Consider the following 17,193-nt stretch of genomic DNA (forward strand, 5'->3'; position numbering starts at 1 on the left):
CCTTCGCACAGGGCCCTGTGTCCTCGGGCCATATCCGCTAGACGCGCTGGGGGGAGGTTACCCCCCCTCAGGGGGAAAGACCGTGCTGGGTGCCGGGTGCTGAGTGGCGGCATGGCAACCCCGTGTAGCCTGCAACGAGCAACGGCATCCGAAAGCACTGGCGCTTGCTTAAGTCATCGTCTCTGGCGTAGCGTCCGCGTCCCAGGACTCAGGATGAGAGCGGAGGAGATGATGGCCGATCCCGAGCAGAAGACGGCAGGCACAGGACCTGCTGCAGGCGCTGCGCGACCGATGGCGCCACAACAGTTGGAAGCCTTGGCGCGTCGCTATCGTGGGGCGCTGGTCAGCTATTTTTCCAAACGTTTGAGCAACACCAGCGATGCGGAAGATCTGACGCAGGAGGTGTTTATCCGCATGGCGCGCCATCAGCATGTGGATGACATCGCGCACATCGAATCCTATCTGTTTCAAACCGCTTCAAACCTGTTGCGCGACTACCTGCGGCGCAGTGTCACGCACCATGTGACCGACCATGTCTCGATCGAGGACTGCGGCTACGACGGGGAGGTGCCGTCGGAGGAGCGCGTCTATGAAGGTAGGGCCGCGCTGGACGATTTCATGGCCTTGCTGGATGAACTGCCGCCGCGGCGACGCGAGGTTTTTTTGATGCACCGCTTCATGGGCATGAGCTATGGCGCTATTGCGCTGAAACTGGGAATCAGTGTCAGTGTGGTGGAAAAGCACATGATGAAAGCACTGCTGCAATTCAGCGAGCGGCTGGGACCGCTCTGACCTGTTCGACGACGATCCATGACCCCTGCACCGCCGCCATCCGCGACCGACGACAACACCCGCGCCCGAGAGGCTGCGGCGTGGTTCGCGCGGCTGCGCGCCGACGACGTGAGCGGGGCCGACCGCGCCGGTTTCGAGGCGTGGCTGAATGCCGATGTCGAGCATCGCCGCGCCTATTCAAAGCTGGAGCGGCTGTGGAGCCAGGCGGGCAGCTTTGCCGAAGACCCGCGTTTGGCTGAGGCGGTGCGAAAGACCCGCGCAGCGGTGGCGCCGTCCCCGGTGGTGGCCGCCGCGCCGGCACGCCGACGGCGCAGTGCGCGCTGGCTGGCGGTGGCGGCCTCGCTGGCCGTGGTGGCAGTGGCGGCCTGGTGGGCGCAGCCGTGGCTGATGGGCAACCGCACGGTGACCACGGCAGTGGGTGAACAACGCTCACTGGTGCTCGCGGATGGCTCGCGGGTGACGGTGAACACCGACAGCCGCCTGCGCATCGGCTACAACGAGCGCCGCCGCACGGTGACGCTGGAGCGCGGTCAGGCCTACTTTGAGGTGGCGAAGGAGCATCGCCCGTTCGAGGTGGTCACCCGCAGCGGTGTGGTGCGCGCGCTGGGCACGGCCTTCGACGTCTTCAGCGGCCGCGAGCGATTCGTGGTGACGGTGGTGGAGGGCAGCGTGGTGGTCAGCGATGCCGATACCGAGGCGACGCACGCCGCTGACGACACCCTGGCCGGCACCCCCGCCAAGCCTGCCGGCGGGCAGGTACTGCGGGCGCGGGAGCGGCTGGCACGGGCCACCGATACTGCCATCGCTGCGGCAGCCGCCCGCCCCGATGCAGCTGCTACGGTCGCACCGGTCCAGATCGAAGCCGCGCCCATTGAGCGCGACATGGCCTGGCTGCGCGGCAAGCTGATTTTCGATAACGAACCGCTGGCGGCGGCGGTGGCCGAGATCAACCGCTACACCCGCAAACCGATCCGCATCGCGGACCCGGCATTGGCTTCATTGCGGATGAGCGGCGTGTTCCGCGTTGGCGAAGTCGGCGACTTCGTCAACGCGGTGAGCGGCTACTTTTCGCTGCGGGTCGATATGGCCGCCGATGGCGGCTACGTGCTGCATTCCGGCTAACCTGCCCGGCAGCGCGCACGGCTTGCGCCAAAGCAGGCCAGCTTGTTGATTGAGAACGCCAAATAATGGTGGCCAAGGACGGAATCGAACCGCCGACACGGGGATTTTCAATCCCCTGCTCTACCGACTGAGCTACTTGGCCAAAACTTGCTGAAAACCTTGGGCGTTGCACCCGAGGGCCGCGTATTAAAGCGGCGCGACGCCGGGGCGTCAAGCCGAGGGCGGCGGGGTGTAGCCGGTTTCGGCGAGATCACCGCCGCCAAAAAAGTACTTCTCCAGCTCCTCCATCAGGAACCGCCGCGACTTGGCATCCGACAGCACCAGCCGGTACTCGTTGATGAGGCGGGTCTGGTGTTCGACCCAGCCGCGCCAGGCTTCCTGCGAAACCTGCTCGTACAGCTTCTTGCCGAGTTCACCGGGGATCGGCGGACGCGGGAGGCCCTCGGCCTCGCGGCCCAGTTTGATGCAGTGGACGGTACGGCTCATGCGATCAATTCTGCCTGCGCGGTAGCGGTGAGTTGAGCCTGCAGCACACGACGCACCGGGGCCGGCAGGCCGCGTTGCAGGGCGTCGCTAATTGTAGACCATGTGCCTTCGGTACCCGGCGGCGCGACGGTGGCGATGCCGTGGCGGATGGTCAGGTCGAGATCGAAATGGGTGAAGGCGTGATGCACCATGGCGCCCGGTTGCGCCGCCATCTTCAACGCCGGCCAGCCTTGTTGCCAGGCCTGCCACTGATCGTCGCCTTCCAGCACTGGCGGGCACCACAGCCCGCCCCAGATGCCGCGGGGCGGCCGCCGTTCAAGCCACAGGCGGCCATCAGGGTGGACCACCAGCGCCAGCCGGGCGGTCCGCTGCGGACGCTGGCGCCGGGGTCGCGGACCCGGCAGTCGGGACTGTGCATCGTGGTGCACGGCGTAGCAGTCGTCGCGCACCGGACAGGTCGCACAGGTGGGTCGGCGGGCCGTGCAAACGCGATGCCCGAGGTCCATCATCGCCTGCGCGTAGTCGGCATGGCGCGCGTCGGGCAGCCGCGCTTCGGCAATCGTCCACAGGCGATTGAGCACCGCCGGTTGGCCCGGCCAACCGTCAACGCCGGCATGCCGGGCCAGCACCCGCCGCACGTTGCCATCCAGCACGGCGGCGGGGCAGTCGAAGGCCTGGGCGACGATGGCGCCGGCGGTGGAACGACCGATGCCGGGCAGCGCTTCCCAGTCGTCAACAGTTTCCGGGAAGCGACCGTCGCTACGGGCATTCAGCGCCTGTGCGCAGGCATGCAGGTTACGGCCGCGGGCGTAGTAGCCGAGACCGGACCACTCCGCCAGCACATCATCCACCGACGCTGCGGCGAGCGCGGTGACATCGGGAAAGCGCGCCATGAACCGCTGGAAATAGGGGATGACGGTGGCGACCTGCGTCTGCTGCAACATGATCTCGGACACCCATACCCGGTAAGGCGTGCGCGGGTGTTGCCACGGCAGGTCGTGCCGGCCGTGGCGGTCAAACCAGTGCAACACCCGGCCGGCAAACCCGGCAACATCGCTCACGTGCCGGCGGGTACGGCTTCAGCTTCAGCGGCCGCCGGTTCCGCGGCTTCCGGCGCTGCGGTGGGGGCAGGGGTGGGTGTCGGTGCCGGGGTCGAACGTCTGCTGCCACCAAACAGGCCGCGCAGGGCTTCGCCGGCATCGGGGCCAAGCTTCTCCTGCAGTTTTTCCTGCAGCTGGTCTTTCACCCGGTCCTTTTCTTCCTCGATCTTCTCGCGGGCGCCGTCCAGCGCTTTCTGCTGCAACGCCTCCTTGATATCCAGCCGCACCTTGGGCGCGAACAGGCTGCCGGTGAGCTGGATCGGGATGGTGAGACCCTTGAGGTTGTCCAGCGCCTTGCCATCCTGACCGGTGGAGGTTTCCACCACAGTCGGCTTGGCGAGGAAGTTGATGGTTTCCTTGGCCAAGTCGATCTCGCCGCCACCGGTCAGCCGGAACAGCGGGCTGGCAGCGTTGAGGCTGTCAGTCTTGAGCACGCCGTTGACGATGCGGGCGGCCGCACCGAAGGTGGCGAAGTCGGTTTCTTCCGAGGTGTTGGCCGCCGCCCGCGCCGCCACCATGTCGCCGGCCAGCATGGCTTCGCCGCGGCGCAACACCTGCGCCAGATTGAAGCCCTTGACCGCGCCATTTCGCACTTCGAACGACAACTGTCCGTTGAGCGCCTGCCGCAGCGCACCGACCGTGCCGCCGGCACTGGTCAGGTCGATGCTGAGTTTGCCGAGGCCGGACACGTAGTCTTCCCCCAGCAGGTCCTTGAGGAACGGCGCGGCCTTGAGCGCGTCGAGCTCGGTCTTCAGCGCGTAGGTCGGCGTCTTGCCCGGGGAGTAGCGGTTGTCGAGGTTGATGGTGCCGCCATAAAGCTTGGCGCTGATCTGTTGGCGCTTGGGTTGGCCGGCCGGCCCGCTGAGGGTGACGCGGGCATCGCTGAGGGTCAGCCCGCTGACCTTCAACTCGCCGATACGCAAGGTGCCGTCGGCATTGAGGTTGTCGAGCGCCTGGGTGGGCAATTCGATGTCGTTGATCGAACCCTGGTCACCGGCAGGCTTGTCTTCCTTGTGCGCACTTTCGCTGGCGGGGGGCAGATAGCGGTCGACATCGATGGCATCGACGTTGAGGTCGAAGGCGACCGATTGACTGGCGATATCGCGAACCGTCACGTTGCCACTCGCGGTGGTGTCATCCAGACGCAGTTTCACGTCCTTGAGGGCGATGCGTTTCGCCGTGCCGTCGAAGGCGGCCGACAGCTGGGCGTTCGACAGCACCTCGCCGTCGGCGGTGGCGTAGGCGATGCCCAATTGGTCCATCACCTGGCGCGGCGAGAAACTGCCGATATCGAGGGTGCCGCTCACCTGCGGGGTATCGCCGTCGAGTTGGCGAGCGGTCATGCCGCCACGCAGGCCGACGCCGAGACTGGTCAGCACCAGGTCTTTCACCGAGGCGGTGCCGTCGGCACCGTTGTAGCCCAGTGCCGCTTTCAGCGACAGCTCGGCCGGCCGTGACAACGGGCCGCCCGCGGCTTCCCCGGTCAGCGTCAGATCATTCCACTGCAGGGCCATCGGTTCCAGCGACAAGGTCGGGTTGCCGATCAGCGTGGCCGAGGCCTTCAGGCCCATGGGGTTGGGGGTCTCGCTGCCGCCGGTCTGGGCTGCCAGCGACAGATTCTTGACCGCAACCTGGCCGCTCTTGAGATTGGCGTCGACATCCCCGTTGAGGGTCACTGCAGCACCCAGCGGCTGGCCATCCATCAGGGTGTTGCCGCTGCCGGTGACGGCCAGCTTGAGGCCGCTCGCGGTGAACACCTGATCGGTCAGCCGCGCCACCAGATCGCCGTCCAGCGTGATCACGGCGGCGACATCGCTGCCGTCCACCACTTGCTTGCCATCGGCCGTGACCTTGAGCTTGAGGCCTTCCAGCGCGATGCGGTCGAAAGCGTCATCCGGCACCACGCGGGTCGACAGGGCAATGGCGGCGGTCAGCGCCGGCTCGCCGAGGATGAGGTCGAGCGAGGTCTCGACGTCCATCGGCGCGCCCGGGGCCAGCGCCCCGGTTTCCAGCTGCAGGTTCTCGATCAGCACCGACAGCGGGGCCTGGGCATCCTCGTAGCGCAGCGTCGCGTTGTCGATGCTGACACCGGCGATGTCCAGTTGCTGCAGGTCGAAACCGCCTTCACCGGGCTCGGCCTCGGGTTCTGGCGCGGCATCCGGGTCGGCCGGTTTGGCCAGGTCATCCCAGTTGTTGCTGCCGTCCTTGCGTTTCTCCAGGTTGAGCACCAGCCCGCTGAGGGTCACCGTGCTCACTTCCAGCCGCTGGTCGAACAGCAGCGGCAGCAGCCGCGCGCCGACATCCGCCGTTCCCACCCGGGCGAACGGTTGATCGCCAAAGCCGGCGGCATTGCCGAGTTCAGCGTCGTTGACCCGCAGCTTGATCCAGGGAAACACCTTGAGCTCGATCTCGCCGAGCGTGAAGCTACGGCCGGTGTTCTTCTCCACCGCCTCGGCGATGGTGTCGCGGTAGTCGTTGGGGTCGATCAGCATCGGCAGGGCAATGGCGGCGCCCACCAGCAGCACCAGCAGCAGGCCCAGCACGGACAACGCGATCTTGAGTTTCTTTGCCATGGGGAAAAGCCTTGTAAGCGAGGGCACGCGGCAGGCGCGCCACAGAGGACAGGCGCAGTCTAGTAAATTCATCCTTAACTGGGGCTTTACCGCCGCCGGACGTTGCAGATATGTGACGATGCGCCCTCACGGACGTGACGCCCACAGTCACGGAGGAGCTCCCATGTATCTGAAAACCCCCCACGGCGCACTGCGCGCCTGCCTGCTGCTGGTCAGCGCCACCCTCACCGCCTGTGGCAGCGATGCCCTGTCGCCCGGGGCGGGTACCGGCGCTCCGCCCAGCGTGCCAGTAACGGAAAGCCGCGCCGGCACCCAGGAGCATGTGGTGCTGGCGTCGCCGGTGGACGGCGTGGACATCTCCTTCGAGGTGTTCGAACCGGATCAGCTGGTGGCCGGCCAGACCTACCCGTTGGTGCTGCAGGGCCATGGCTATGGCGGCGCCCGCCAGACCGAGCGCAGCGGCTTTATCGCTCGCCTCACCGAGGCCGGCTACTACGTGATCTCGATCGACCAGCGCGGCTTCGGCGAGTCCGGTGGCGCGGTGCGGGTGATGGGCCCGGATACCGAGGGCCAGGACCTGATCGCCATCCTCGACTGGGCCGAAACCCTGCCCGGCCTGCGCCGCCGCGGCGACGGCGCCATGCTGGTGGGCAGCTTTGGTGGCTCCTACGGCGGCATGTACCAGCTGTTGCTGGCCGGTGCCGACCCGCAGCAGCGCCTGCGCGTGCTGGCGCCCGACATCACCCCGCATGACCTAGTGTATGCCCTCAACCCGAACGATGTGATCAAGTCCGGCTGGGTGCTGGTGCTGGCCGCCGGCGGTGAGGCCAGCGGCGTGACCTCGCTGCTGGGCGCACTGGGTGGCGTCGCTGCGGGTGACGTTGCCGGCCTGCTCAACGCGGTTTCGCCGACCCTCACCAACCAGGACCCGGCCATTGTCGAAACCCTGCTGCAGGGGGCGCTGACCAATGTCTTTCCGGAGCCGGGCCGCAACTATTTCACGTATCACAGCGTTGGCTACTTCTGCGATGGCATTGCGGCCGGCCCGCAGGATTTCCTGCTGGCCCAACCCGACCCGCTGAACGTGCCGCCACGGCCCTACGCACCCATCGACGTGCTGCTCACCCAGGGCTTCCGCGACACCCTGTTCAACTTCAACGACGGCGTCGGCAACTACGAGTGTCTGAAGGCCGCCGGCGGCGACGTCCGTCTGCTCACCCACCAGACCGGCCATCTGCTGCCGGTGGCGCTGCCCGAGGGGGCGCAATCGGCGCTGGACCCGTTCTATGCCGCGCTGACGCTGCCCGGCTTTCAGGACGGCGGCGGCTCGCGGACCTGCGGCGGGATCAATCTGGACGACGCCCAGTTCGCCTGGTTCGAGGAAAAGCTCCAGGGCAAGGCCGGCGCCGTCGATGCCGCCCTGCCGATTGGCGACGATGTCTGCCTGAGCCTGGCCGAAGGCGACGCCATCAGCGTCGATACGGTGAAACGCGGCGGCGATCCCTTCGACATCGACAGCAGCACGCCGCAGTTCAACAGCGTGCTGGGCGTGGTGGGAAGCCTGCTCGGCAGCAGCATTCGTGAGCTGCTGTTGGCGGATCAACCGCTGATGCTCGTGCCCGAGCAGGGCGCCGTCCTCGCGGGGGTGCCGATTGTCGAGATCACGCTGGCACCAGTCGGCGGCCTCGGTCTGGAGGAGTGTCCGACGCCGCTGGCCCTCGGCGCCTGTGACCCCATCCTCTTCCTCGGGCTGGGCCAGCGCCTGGCGGGGGAGCAGCGCTGGGACCTCATCGACGACCAGCTCACCCCGGTGCGGGGTTTCGGCACCCAGACCCTGGACATGACCGGCATTGCCGAGCGGCTGACCCCGGGCGCCGAGCTGGGCCTGCTGATGTACGGCTTCCATGCCCAATATCCGGTCACCTGGTCGCGTGACCTGGTGTTGCCGGCAATGACGGTCAGTGGGCAGGTGCAGTTGCCGTTGCTGAGTAGCAGTGAGATTGTCGGCGACGGGGTCTGAGGCGTTGTCATTGCGAGCCTGCGCAGCAGGCGTCGCAATCTGGTGACGATGGCCGTGCCGACCGGACGAGATCGCCACGGGGCTGTGCCCCTCGCGATGACAGCCCTTTGCTTGTCATTGCGAGCCTGCGCAGCAGGCGTGGCAATCTTGCTGGAGCGGCAGTACCTTTCGGTGACGAGATCGCCGCGGGGCTGCGCCCCTCGCGATGACAGCCCATTTCCCTGTCATTGCGAGCCTGCGTAGCAGGCGTGGCAATCTTGTCAGGTCGGCACGACCTTCAGGCGGACGCGCGGCGCGGCGATTCGGGACCGTCGCTGGACACGATGTCCAGCGTCGAGCGATCCAGGACGGACTTGAGCGGGTCCCGAATGGCCGTGCCGCGTGGCCGCCGGCACTAGGGCGATCCGAGTGCTGCTCGCCAAATAACTGTTGTATCGCTCATACGTCTTGGGTTGTGCCGCTAATGCACGGTGGCGCTGGCCATCCTGGCGACACGTCATCTTGCTAATCCACTCCGGCCCGGACTTCCATGTCCGGTCGTTCACCCCACCCGCGAGCAGTGCTCGCAAAAACGGTGGGGTTCACCCATGTCGGGTCGTTCGCCCAGCAGCGAGCAGTGCTCGCTGCTGGGCTCACCCCCCTCCAACCGCCTGGATCACCTCGACCCGGTCGCCGTCCTGCAGTTGACGCTCGGACCAGCGCGAGCGCGGCACGATCTCGCCGTTGATCTCCACCGCCAGCCGGCGGCCGGGCGGGGCGAGGTCGGCCAGCAGCGTCGGCAGGGCTGTCGCTTCGGCCAATTTTCGCGGTTCCCCGTTCAACACGATCTGCATTACACTCTCCGGTCACGCACGCGGGTGTAGTTCAATGGTAGAACTTCAGCTTCCCAAGCTGATAGCGTGGGTTCGATTCCCATCACCCGCTCCAGTTTCCTGTTCACGGTCGCCGTCGCGGCCGTTTTTCCGCGCTGAACCCGGCCATGACTGAAACAACGCCCCTGATGATTGCGGGCCGTGCGTATGGCTCGCGCCTGCTGGTCGGCACCGGCAAATACCGCGACCTCGACCAGACCCGTACCGCCATTGTCGCCAGCGGCGCCGAGATCGTCACGGTTGCGATCCGCCGCACCAACATCGGACAGAACCCCGATGAGCCCAATCTGCTCGACGTGATTCCGCCCGACCAGTTCACGCTGCTGCCCAACACCGCGGGCTGCTATACCGCGGCCGATGCCGTGCGCACCTGCCAGCTCGCGCGGGAGCTGCTCGACGGCCACACCCTGGTCAAGCTGGAAGTGCTGGGCGACCCGAAAACCCTCTACCCCGACATGCCCGCCACCCTGGCCGCGGCCGAAACGCTGGTAAAGGACGGCTTCCAGGTCATGGTGTACTGCACCGACGACCCGATTGCCTGCAAACGGCTGGAGGAACTCGGCTGTGTCGCGGTGATGCCGCTGGCGGCGCCGATCGGCTCCGGCCTCGGCATCCAGAACCGCTACAACATTCTCACCATCGTCGAGAATGCCGGCGTACCGATCATTGTCGATGCCGGCGTCGGCACCGCCAGCGACGCTGCCATTGCCATGGAACTCGGTTGCGATGGGGTGCTGATGAATACCGCCATCGCCGAAGCGCGCGACCCGGTGCTGATGGCCAGTGCCATGCGCAAGGGCATCGAGGCGGGCCGTGAGGCCTTTCTGGCCGGCCGCATGCCGCGACGCCGCTATGCCTCGGCGTCGTCACCGCTCGAAGGCCTCAGCGGATGACGGTGGCCGGCACGGCGATGCGCCCGATCCGCTCGTTCGTGCGGCGCGAGGGGCGCATGACGGTCGGCCAGCAACAGGCACTGGAGACCCTGCTGCCGGCCTGCGGTCTGGACCCGCGCACGCCGCTGGACCCGCAGGCGGTGTTCGGCCGCACCGCTCCGCTTACCTTCGAGATCGGCTTCGGGGTTGGCGACTACCTGCTGGCGCGGTTGCTGGCGGAGCCCGAGCGTGACTTCATCGGTGCCGAGGTCCACCGCCCCGGAGTCGGCCATCTGCTGTCGCGGGCCCATGCCGGCGGGGCCACCAATCTGCGGGTCTACACCGATGATGCGGTGGACGTGCTGCGCCACTGCGTCGCCGCCGGCGCGCTCGACGAGTTGGTGATCCAGTTCCCCGATCCCTGGCACAAGAAGCGCCACAACAAGCGTCGGCTGGTGCAAGCGCCGTTTGCCGCCCTGGCGGTACAACGGCTGGCACCGGGCGGGCGCCTGCTGCTGGCCACCGACTGGGCCGAGTACGCCGAACAGATGGTGCAGGTGCTCAACGCCACCGCGGGCCTGCGCAACCTGAGCGATGACGGCACCTATGTGCCGCGCCCGGCCAACCGCGCCCTGACGCGCTTCGAAAAGCGCGGTGAACGCCTCGGGCACGCCGTGTTCGACCTCGCTTACGTGCGCGACTGAACCCCTCATGTCCGCCCGTCACCCCATCATCGGCATCACCGGCGCCAGCGGCGCCGGCACCAGCACGGCGATGAAGGTGCTGCAGCAGATCGCCGACACCCTCGGCCTGAAACCGGCCATCATCGAGGGTGACGCCTTCCACGCCTACGACCGCGAGCAGCTGCGGGACGCGCTGGAGCGGGCCCGCATCCGCGGCGAGAACTTCTCGCTGTTCGGCCCGCAGGGCAACTTGCTGGAGCGGCTCGACACCTGTCTGGAATCCTATGGCAGTGCCGGCAGCGGCAAGATCCGACGCTATCTGCACACCGACGCCGAGGGTGAAGCCGCCGGTCAACCCCCGGGCACGTTTACGCCTTGGGAACCGCTGCCCTCCGATACCGATCTGCTGTTCTACGAAGGCCTGCACGGCGGTTATGTCGGTGACGACGTCAACATCGCGCGCCACATGGACCTGCTGATCGGGGTGACCCCGGTGATCAATCTGGAGTGGATCCAGAAGATCCGCCGCGATACCGACGAGCGGGGACACCGGCCGGAAGACGTGATGGCCACCATCCTCCGCCGCATGCCGGACTACGTCACCCACATCACGCCGCAGTTCTCGCGCACCGACATCAACTTCCAGCGGGTGCCGCTGGTGGACACCTCCAACCCGTTCATGGTGCGCGACATCCCCGCGCCCGAGGAAAGCCTGGTGGTGGCGCACTTCAACCCGCAGGGACGGTTCAAACCCGACGTGCTGTCACTGCAGGCCGGGCTGCCCGGCGCCTTCCTGTCGCAGCCGCAGACCCTGGTGATTCCCGGCGCGCTGATCGGCGAGGCGATGACCCGTATCCTCAAGCCGGTGGTGGAGGCCCTGATCGCCCGCCGCCAAGACCCAGGAGCCTGACGATGGACACCCGCCCGCTCGGCGACACCGACCTGCGCATCAGCCTGATCACCCTCGGCACCATGACCTGGGGCGAGCAGAACACCGAAGCTGACGCCCACGCGCAGATGGACCGGGCCGTGGCGGCCGGGGTGAACCTGTTCGACGCGGCCGAGATGTACCCGGTGCCACCGCGTGCCGAAACCTACGGCCTGACCGAGACCTACATCGGCACCTGGCTGAAGAAACACGGACGCCCGGATGGCCTGATGATCGCCAGCAAGGTGATCGGCCCCGGCGCCTTCCCCTACATTCGCGGCGGCCCGCTGCTGAAGCGCGATCATGTCATCGCCGCCTGCGATGCCAGCCTGAAGCGGCTGCAGACCGACGTCATCGATCTCTATCAGATCCACTGGCCGGAACGCGGCACCAACTACTTCGGCAAGCTGGGCTACGTGCCGGACGAACGCGGCAGCACGCCCATCGAGGAAACGCTGCGGGCGCTGGCGGAGCTGCAGCAGGCCGGCAAGATTCGCCACGTCGGCATCTCCAACGAGACCCCCTGGGGGTTGTCGGAATACCTTCGTCTGGCGCGGGATGCCGGGCTGCCGCGGGTGGTCAGCGTGCAGAATCCGTATTCCCTGCTCAACCGCAGCTTCGAGGTCGGGCTGGCCGAGTTCGCCCACCGCGAGCAGGTCGGCCTGCTGGCCTATTCGCCGCTCGCCTTCGGCATGCTCAGTGGCAAGTATCTCGGCGACACTTGGCCCGCCGATGGGCGGCTGACCCTGTTCAAGCGCTTTGGCCGCTACAACGGCGAACAGGGGATCGCCGCCACCCGCGCCTACGTGGCGTTGGCGCAGGAACACGGGCTGGACCCGGCGCAGATGGCGCTGGCCTTCGTCAATGCGCAACCGTTCGTCACCAGCAACATCATCGGGGCGACCACCCTGGCGCAACTCGAGTCCAATCTCGGTTCCGCCGATATCCGCTTGAATGTGGACGTATTGAAGGCCATCGAGGCCCTCCACCAGCGCTACACCATCCCCTGCCCCTGAGTGGGGGCCGCCCCCACCGCTTGTCGCCAGGGTCAACCGAAGGCGGTTGAAAGCCCCTCACAACCGGCGTAGAACCGATGGTGTGATTCCATTGTGATCACCGGAGGGTTGGCACATGGCGGAATGGCTGAGTGAGGTCTCCGTGGGGCGCTGGTACCGCACCGACGGGGAACCGTTCGAGATCGTCGGCATCGATCTTCACGGCGAGATCGTGCTGGTGCAGCACTACGACGGTACGCTGGAGGATTTCGACTTCGACAGCTGGCTGGGCCTCGCCGCCCGGCCCTGCGCCCCGCCCGAGGACCTGGCCGGCGCCTACGACACGGCACGCGACGACTTCGGTCTGGAAGACGAGCTTGGCGGCGGCGGCGATCAGTGGCGAGACCCCCTCGACAAGCTCGATCAGCTGGGCCTCTGAGCCGGCACCGGCAACCGCCGCGACAGGTAGATCACCAACACCAGGCTGGGCAGCCCCAGCAGTGAGGTGTAGGCGAAGAACACCGGGTAGCCGAAGGCATCGACCACCGCCCCCGATGCCCCCATCAACAGCTTGCCCGGCAACGAGAACAGCGACGAGAACAGCGCGTACTGGGTCGCCGTGTAGGCGATGTTGGTGAGCCCCGACAGGTAGGCGATGAACGCCGTGCCGGCGAAGTTGTAGGCGAAGTTGTCGCCACTCACCACCATGCCCAGCGCCAGCAGGCCGGGCTGCTCCTGCAGGGCCAGGGTGAGAAAGGCTAGATTCGAGCCGATCACCAGTACGCCGCCTACCACCAGCGCGCGGATGGTGCCCAGCCGCAGCACGCCCCAGCCACCGACAACAACGCCGATGATCGACGCCACCACGCCGTAGCCTTTGGCCACCAGCGCGATCTCTTGCAGCGTGTAGCCGACGTCGAGATAGAACGGGTTGGCCATCACGCCCATGGTGTAGTCGGTCAGGCGGAAGCTGCCGACGAATGCCAGGATCAGCAGCGCCGAGCGCACGCCGTTGCGGGTGAAGAACTCCGCCAGCGGCTCCCAGATCGCCACCCGGAACAGCTCGCGCAGATTGCGCCGGGGCGCCTGTGCCGCGGCCTCTGCGGCCACCGCGCTGGCGTCCGGCTCGGGGATCAGCAGGGTGGTCAGCAGCCCCAGCCCGACCGCCGCCGCCATCGCCAGATACGCCGTCTTCCAGTCGTAGGTGCCCGCCAGCCACAGGGCGCCAGCGGTCGCCATCATCAGGCCCAGGCGGTAGCCCAGTTGGTAGGTGGCGGCCATGGTGCCCTGCAGGCTCTGCGGTGCCGCCTCGATGCGCCAGGCGTCGATGACGATGTCCTGGGTGGCGCTGGCAAAGGCCACCGCCACCGCCAGCGTCGCCAGCAGCGGCAGCGCGTTCACCGGGTCGCCGTGGGCCATCGCCGCCAGCCCGGCAATCAGCGCCAGTTGCGCCAGCAGCATCCAGGCCCGCCGCCGCCCCAGCCAGCGGCTGAGCAGCGGCAGCGTGGCGCGGTCCACCACCGGCGCCCACAACAGCTTGAAGGAGTAGGCGAGCCCTACCCACGACAGCAGGCCGATGGTGGTGCGGTCGATGCCGGCCTCGCGCAGCCAGGCCGACAGCGTCGAGAACACCAGCAGGAACGGCAGCCCGGCCGAAAAGCCGAGAAACAGCATCGCCAGCGGGCGCGGCTGCAGGTAGGCCAGCCAGGCGCGCCAGCCGGCGGCCTCAGTCGGCATAGTCGAGAATCAGGGGCGCGTGATCGGAAAAACGCTGGTCCTTGTAGACCGTGCCGGCGGTCAATCGGGCCGCCATGCCGGGGGTGACAATCTGGTAGTCGATACGCCATCCCACGTTGTTGGCGTAGGCGTTGCCGCGGTTCGACCACCAGGTATAGGCCTCGCCTTCGGCCTCCGGATAGAGGTGACGGTAGGCATCCACCCACCCCTGCGCCAGCACCTGGTCCATCCATGCCCGCTCGTGCGGCAGGAAGCCGGAGTTCTTCTGGTTGGACTTCCAGTTCTTCAGGTCGATCTCGCGATGGGCGATGTTCCAGTCCCCGCAGAGCACGTACTCGCGGCCACCGGCCCGCATCGCCGCCATCTGCGGCAGATAGGCGTCGAGAAAGCGGTCTTTGGATGCCTGCCGTTCGGGGCCGGACGAGCCTGACGGCAGATACAGCGAGGCCACCGACAGGGGTCCGAACCGGTATTCGAGATAGCGGCCCTCGTCATCGAATTCGGGCAGCGCGAGGCTGTCGATCACTGCGTCAGGTGCCTGCCGGGCGTAGATGGCGGTACCGGCATAGCCCTTCTTGAGTGCACTGTGAAAGTGCACGTGCCACCCGGCAGGACGGAAGCTGTCATCCAGATCCGCGGCCTGTGCCTTGGTTTCCTGGACACAGACGACGTCGGCGCCCGAGACTTCCAGCCAGTCGAAAAAGCCCTTGCGGGCGGCCGAACGCAGCCCATTGGTGTTGACACTGACGATACGCACGGATGAGCCGGCCCCGGGGGATTCGTAGAATGGCGATAGGGTAGCGTTCCCGCGCGCACCCTGCCCGATCCTGAACCCGGACCCGATCATGCTGCCTCATCAACGCGACTTCCTCGAACTGGCGGTCAGCCATGCCGTGCTGACCTTCGGCGAGTTCACCCTCAAGTCGGGGCGGAAATCGCCCTACTTCTTCAACCTCGGCCGCATCAGCGGTGGCGCTGCCATGCGTCGCCTCGGCCAGGCCTATGCCGCCGCACTGACCGCCAGCGGCATCGAATTCGACCTGCTGTTCGGCCCCGCCTACAAGGGCATCCCGCTGGCCACCGCAGTCGCCGTGGCCCTGGCCGAGCAGGGCCGCGACGTCCCCTTTGCCTACAACCGCAAGGAAGCCAAGGACCACGGCGAGGGGGGCACCCTGGTCGGCGCCGACCCCCGCGGCAAGCGGGTGGTGATCATCGACGACGTGCTGACCGCCGGCACCGCCCTGCGACAGGCCGTGACGCTGCTGCGCGAGGCGGGTGCCGAGCCGGTGGCCGCGCTCATCGCCCTCGACCGCCAGGAGCAGGGTCCGCTGGCAGGTCAGTCTGCAGTGGAGGCGATGGCGGCCGATACCGGGGTCGGCGTGCAGTCGCTGGTCAACGTGCGCGATGTGCTGGATTATCTGGGCACCGGCGCCGAACACGCCGCCACCGCGGCAGCGATTCGCGCCTATCAGGCCGCCTACGGAGTGCAATGATGAATCTGCGTCACACCCCTGCCCTGGGTCTTGCCCTGTTCGCAATCGCGACTACGGTTCATGCACAGAGCACGCCGCGCATCGTCTGCTGGACCGACGACAACGGCCAGCGCGCCTGTGGCAACACGGTGCCACCGCAGTACGCCAGCAAGGAACGCAAGCTGTTCAACGACCGTGGTGTGGTGGTGGAAACCCGCGCCCGCGAGGCCACGGCGGCCGAGCGACAGGCGGCGATCGAGGCTCAGGCCCGCGCCGAGGCCGATGCCGAGGCCGCCGCCAAGCGCGAGGCCTACGACAACTTCCTGATCCAGACCTACCCCGACGTGCAGGCCCTGATCGACCAGCGCGAACGCCGCCTGTCCGACCTTGCTGGCCGCCGCGTGCTGGCCGAGGAGGCGCTGGCGGAGACGCGGAAATCGCTGGCCGACCTGAGCCAGCGCGCGGCCAGCCTCGGTGAGGCCGGCAAGGCGGTGCCCGACAAGCTGCAGCAGCAGATCAACAGCTTTGCCGACGCCGAAAAAGAGCATCAGGTCGCATTGGATGCGCTCGACGCGAAGGGCGCCGAGCTGCGTGAACGCTATGACCGCGACATTGCCCGCTTCCGCAAGCTCACCCCCTAGCCGCGGATCAGGGTGCCGATCCCTTCATCGGTAAACAGCTCCAGCAACACCGAATGTTCGATGCGGCCGTCGATGATGTGGGCCGACTTGACGCCGGCATTCACCGCATCCAGCGCGCAGCCAATCTTCGGCAGCATGCCGCCATAGATGGTGCCGTCGGCGATCAGCGCCTGCACCTGCGGCACCTTGAGGCCGGTGAGGATCTTGCCGTCCTTGTCCAGCAGGCCGCGGATGTTGGTGAGCAGCATCAGCTTTTCGGCCTTGAGCACTGTCGCCAGCTTGCCGGCGGCGATGTCGGCGTTGATGTTGTAGGCCTCGCCGGCAGCGCCGACACCGACTGGCGCGATCACCGGGATGAAGCCGCCGGCTTCCAGGTGGTTGATCACCCGCGGATCGATCTGCTCGACCTCGCCGACCTGACCGACATCCTGACCACCGGGCATGGTCATCTTGCGGGCGCGGATCATGCCGCCATCCTTGCCGGTGAGCCCGACCGCACGACCGCCCTGCTGGTTGATCGCAGACACCACCGCCTTGTTGACCAGCCCGCCGAGCATCATCTCCACCACATCCATGGTGTCGGCATCGGTGACCCGCATGCCGTCGATGAACTCGCTCTTCTTGCCCAGGCGTTCGAGGTGGGCGCCGATCTGCGGCCCGCCGCCATGAATGACGACCGGATTCATGCCGACCGCCTTCATCAGCACGATATCGCGCGCGAACGACTCGATCATGGTGTCGTCCTTCATCGCGTTACCGCCGTACTTCACCACCATGGTCTTGCCATGGAAGCGCTGGATGTAGGGCAGGGCTTCGGTGAGAACCCGGGCGATGTTCTGGGCAGTGGCGAGGTCGATGGTCATGCCGTGTCGGGCGACGGGTCAGGGGTGAGGGGGTTCT

The 17,193-nt window shown here is 67.0% G+C and carries 17 protein-coding genes and 2 tRNA genes; 11 read left to right on the top strand and 8 right to left on the bottom strand.

Annotation, left to right across the window (positions count from 1 at the left end):
• Positions 1–228: 228 nt before the first annotated feature.
• A complete protein-coding gene (locus tag JN531_RS05115; RefSeq protein WP_228347784.1) occupies positions 229–792 on the top strand; it encodes an RNA polymerase sigma factor in 564 nt (187 codons plus the stop codon).
• Between the two features lie 18 nt (positions 793–810).
• On the top strand, positions 811–1,914 hold the full coding sequence (locus JN531_RS05120) for a FecR family protein (RefSeq protein WP_228347785.1): 1,104 nt from the start codon (positions 811–813) through the stop codon (positions 1,912–1,914).
• A gap of 66 nt (positions 1,915–1,980) precedes the next feature.
• Here the strand turns inward: JN531_RS05120 and JN531_RS05125 are convergent.
• The 4 genes from JN531_RS05125 to JN531_RS05140 form a co-directional block, all read right to left on the bottom strand.
• Positions 1,981–2,056: transfer RNA gene (locus JN531_RS05125), tRNA-Phe, on the bottom strand.
• A 68-nt stretch (positions 2,057–2,124) separates the two neighbouring features.
• Positions 2,125–2,400 (bottom strand): oxidative damage protection protein, encoded by a 276-nt coding sequence (locus JN531_RS05130; protein WP_228347786.1) that lies wholly within the window; start codon positions 2,398–2,400, stop codon positions 2,125–2,127.
• Complete coding sequence (gene mutY / locus JN531_RS05135; RefSeq protein WP_228347787.1) at positions 2,397–3,461, bottom strand: A/G-specific adenine glycosylase; 1,065 nt, start codon at positions 3,459–3,461, stop codon at positions 2,397–2,399. The genes JN531_RS05130 and mutY overlap by 4 nt, the downstream gene beginning before the upstream one ends.
• On the bottom strand, positions 3,458–6,073 hold the full coding sequence (locus JN531_RS05140; protein ID WP_228347788.1) for an AsmA family protein: 2,616 nt from the start codon (positions 6,071–6,073) through the stop codon (positions 3,458–3,460). The genes mutY and JN531_RS05140 overlap by 4 nt, the downstream gene beginning before the upstream one ends.
• A gap of 163 nt (positions 6,074–6,236) precedes the next feature.
• Here JN531_RS05140 and JN531_RS05145 point away from each other — a divergent pair, with 163 nt between their 5' ends.
• On the top strand, positions 6,237–8,093 hold the full coding sequence (locus tag JN531_RS05145; protein ID WP_228347789.1) for an alpha/beta hydrolase: 1,857 nt from the start codon (positions 6,237–6,239) through the stop codon (positions 8,091–8,093).
• Positions 8,094–8,725: 632 nt separating this feature from the next.
• On the opposite strand, the gene thiS is transcribed toward JN531_RS05145, so the two are convergent.
• Positions 8,726–8,926, bottom strand: coding sequence for a sulfur carrier protein ThiS (gene thiS, locus JN531_RS05150; RefSeq protein ID WP_228347790.1), 201 nt, complete (start codon positions 8,924–8,926; stop codon positions 8,726–8,728).
• A gap of 20 nt (positions 8,927–8,946) precedes the next feature.
• On the opposite strand from thiS, the gene JN531_RS05155 reads away from it, so the two are divergent.
• The 6 genes from JN531_RS05155 (at position 8,947) to JN531_RS05180 (ending at position 12,882) form a co-directional block, all read left to right on the top strand.
• Positions 8,947–9,020, top strand: a tRNA-Gly gene (locus JN531_RS05155).
• A gap of 52 nt (positions 9,021–9,072) precedes the next feature.
• Positions 9,073–9,858 carry a thiazole synthase gene (locus JN531_RS05160; RefSeq protein ID WP_228347791.1) on the top strand — a complete coding sequence of 262 codons (786 nt, stop codon included), beginning with the start codon at positions 9,073–9,075 and terminating at the stop codon, positions 9,856–9,858.
• Positions 9,855–10,541 carry a tRNA (guanosine(46)-N7)-methyltransferase TrmB gene (gene trmB, locus JN531_RS05165; RefSeq protein WP_228347792.1) on the top strand — a complete coding sequence of 229 codons (687 nt, stop codon included), beginning with the start codon at positions 9,855–9,857 and terminating at the stop codon, positions 10,539–10,541. Before JN531_RS05160 ends, trmB begins: the two co-directional genes overlap by 4 nt.
• A gap of 7 nt (positions 10,542–10,548) precedes the next feature.
• Positions 10,549–11,430 carry a phosphoribulokinase gene (locus JN531_RS05170; protein WP_228347793.1) on the top strand — a complete coding sequence of 294 codons (882 nt, stop codon included), beginning with the start codon at positions 10,549–10,551 and terminating at the stop codon, positions 11,428–11,430.
• A gap of 2 nt (positions 11,431–11,432) precedes the next feature.
• On the top strand, positions 11,433–12,464 hold the full coding sequence (locus JN531_RS05175) for an NADP(H)-dependent aldo-keto reductase (RefSeq protein WP_228347794.1): 1,032 nt from the start codon (positions 11,433–11,435) through the stop codon (positions 12,462–12,464).
• A 115-nt stretch (positions 12,465–12,579) separates the two neighbouring features.
• Positions 12,580–12,882, top strand: a complete 303-nt coding sequence (locus tag JN531_RS05180; RefSeq protein ID WP_228347795.1) for a DUF6763 family protein — start codon at positions 12,580–12,582, stop codon at positions 12,880–12,882.
• Here JN531_RS05180 and JN531_RS05185 read toward each other — a convergent pair.
• Positions 12,867–14,180: an AmpG family muropeptide MFS transporter gene (locus JN531_RS05185; RefSeq protein ID WP_228347796.1), complete on the bottom strand. Its 1,314-nt coding sequence runs from the start codon at positions 14,178–14,180 to the stop codon at positions 12,867–12,869. The genes JN531_RS05180 and JN531_RS05185 overlap by 16 nt on opposite strands.
• A complete protein-coding gene (locus tag JN531_RS05190; RefSeq protein WP_228347797.1) occupies positions 14,170–14,937 on the bottom strand; it encodes an exodeoxyribonuclease III in 768 nt (255 codons plus the stop codon). Before JN531_RS05190 ends, JN531_RS05185 begins: the two co-directional genes overlap by 11 nt.
• Before the next feature lie 88 nt (positions 14,938–15,025).
• Between JN531_RS05190 and pyrE the strand changes: the two genes are divergently transcribed.
• On the top strand, positions 15,026–15,673 hold the full coding sequence (pyrE, locus tag JN531_RS05195; RefSeq protein ID WP_228347798.1) for an orotate phosphoribosyltransferase: 648 nt from the start codon (positions 15,026–15,028) through the stop codon (positions 15,671–15,673).
• Entirely contained in the window at positions 15,670–16,293 is a 624-nt protein-coding gene (locus JN531_RS05200) for a hypothetical protein (RefSeq protein WP_239795349.1), read from the top strand. The genes pyrE and JN531_RS05200 overlap by 4 nt, the downstream gene beginning before the upstream one ends.
• Here the strand turns inward: JN531_RS05200 and argB are convergent.
• The gene (argB, locus tag JN531_RS05205; RefSeq protein ID WP_228347800.1) at positions 16,290–17,156 is read right to left on the bottom strand and encodes an acetylglutamate kinase; all 867 of its coding nucleotides are present in this window, start codon (positions 17,154–17,156) and stop codon (positions 16,290–16,292) included. The genes JN531_RS05200 and argB overlap by 4 nt on opposite strands.
• Positions 17,157–17,193: the final 37 nt, after the last annotated feature.

Source organism: Flagellatimonas centrodinii (assembly GCF_016918765.2).
Classification (GTDB): Bacteria; Pseudomonadota; Gammaproteobacteria; order Nevskiales; family Nevskiaceae; genus Polycyclovorans; species Polycyclovorans centrodinii.

Excerpts from the sequence above, each read along its gene's own strand:
- JN531_RS05115 (WP_228347784.1), top strand. The coding sequence starts at position 229 with ATGATGGCCGATCCCGAGCAGAAGACGGCAGGCACAGGACCTGCTGCA.
- JN531_RS05120 (WP_228347785.1), top strand. The coding sequence starts at position 811 with ATGACCCCTGCACCGCCGCCATCCGCGACCGACGACAACACCCGCGCC.
- JN531_RS05130 (WP_228347786.1), bottom strand. The coding sequence starts at position 2,400 with ATGAGCCGTACCGTCCACTGCATCAAACTGGGCCGCGAGGCCGAGGGC.
- JN531_RS05140 (WP_228347788.1), bottom strand. The coding sequence starts at position 6,073 with ATGGCAAAGAAACTCAAGATCGCGTTGTCCGTGCTGGGCCTGCTGCTG.
- JN531_RS05145 (WP_228347789.1), top strand. The coding sequence starts at position 6,237 with ATGTATCTGAAAACCCCCCACGGCGCACTGCGCGCCTGCCTGCTGCTG.
- thiS (WP_228347790.1), bottom strand. The coding sequence starts at position 8,926 with ATGCAGATCGTGTTGAACGGGGAACCGCGAAAATTGGCCGAAGCGACA.
- JN531_RS05160 (WP_228347791.1), top strand. The coding sequence starts at position 9,073 with ATGACTGAAACAACGCCCCTGATGATTGCGGGCCGTGCGTATGGCTCG.
- trmB (WP_228347792.1), top strand. The coding sequence starts at position 9,855 with ATGACGGTGGCCGGCACGGCGATGCGCCCGATCCGCTCGTTCGTGCGG.
- JN531_RS05170 (WP_228347793.1), top strand. The coding sequence starts at position 10,549 with ATGTCCGCCCGTCACCCCATCATCGGCATCACCGGCGCCAGCGGCGCC.
- JN531_RS05175 (WP_228347794.1), top strand. The coding sequence starts at position 11,433 with ATGGACACCCGCCCGCTCGGCGACACCGACCTGCGCATCAGCCTGATC.
- JN531_RS05180 (WP_228347795.1), top strand. The coding sequence starts at position 12,580 with ATGGCGGAATGGCTGAGTGAGGTCTCCGTGGGGCGCTGGTACCGCACC.
- JN531_RS05185 (WP_228347796.1), bottom strand. The coding sequence starts at position 14,180 with ATGCCGACTGAGGCCGCCGGCTGGCGCGCCTGGCTGGCCTACCTGCAG.
- pyrE (WP_228347798.1), top strand. The coding sequence starts at position 15,026 with ATGCTGCCTCATCAACGCGACTTCCTCGAACTGGCGGTCAGCCATGCC.
- JN531_RS05200 (WP_239795349.1), top strand. The coding sequence starts at position 15,670 with ATGATGAATCTGCGTCACACCCCTGCCCTGGGTCTTGCCCTGTTCGCA.
- argB (WP_228347800.1), bottom strand. The coding sequence starts at position 17,156 with ATGACCATCGACCTCGCCACTGCCCAGAACATCGCCCGGGTTCTCACC.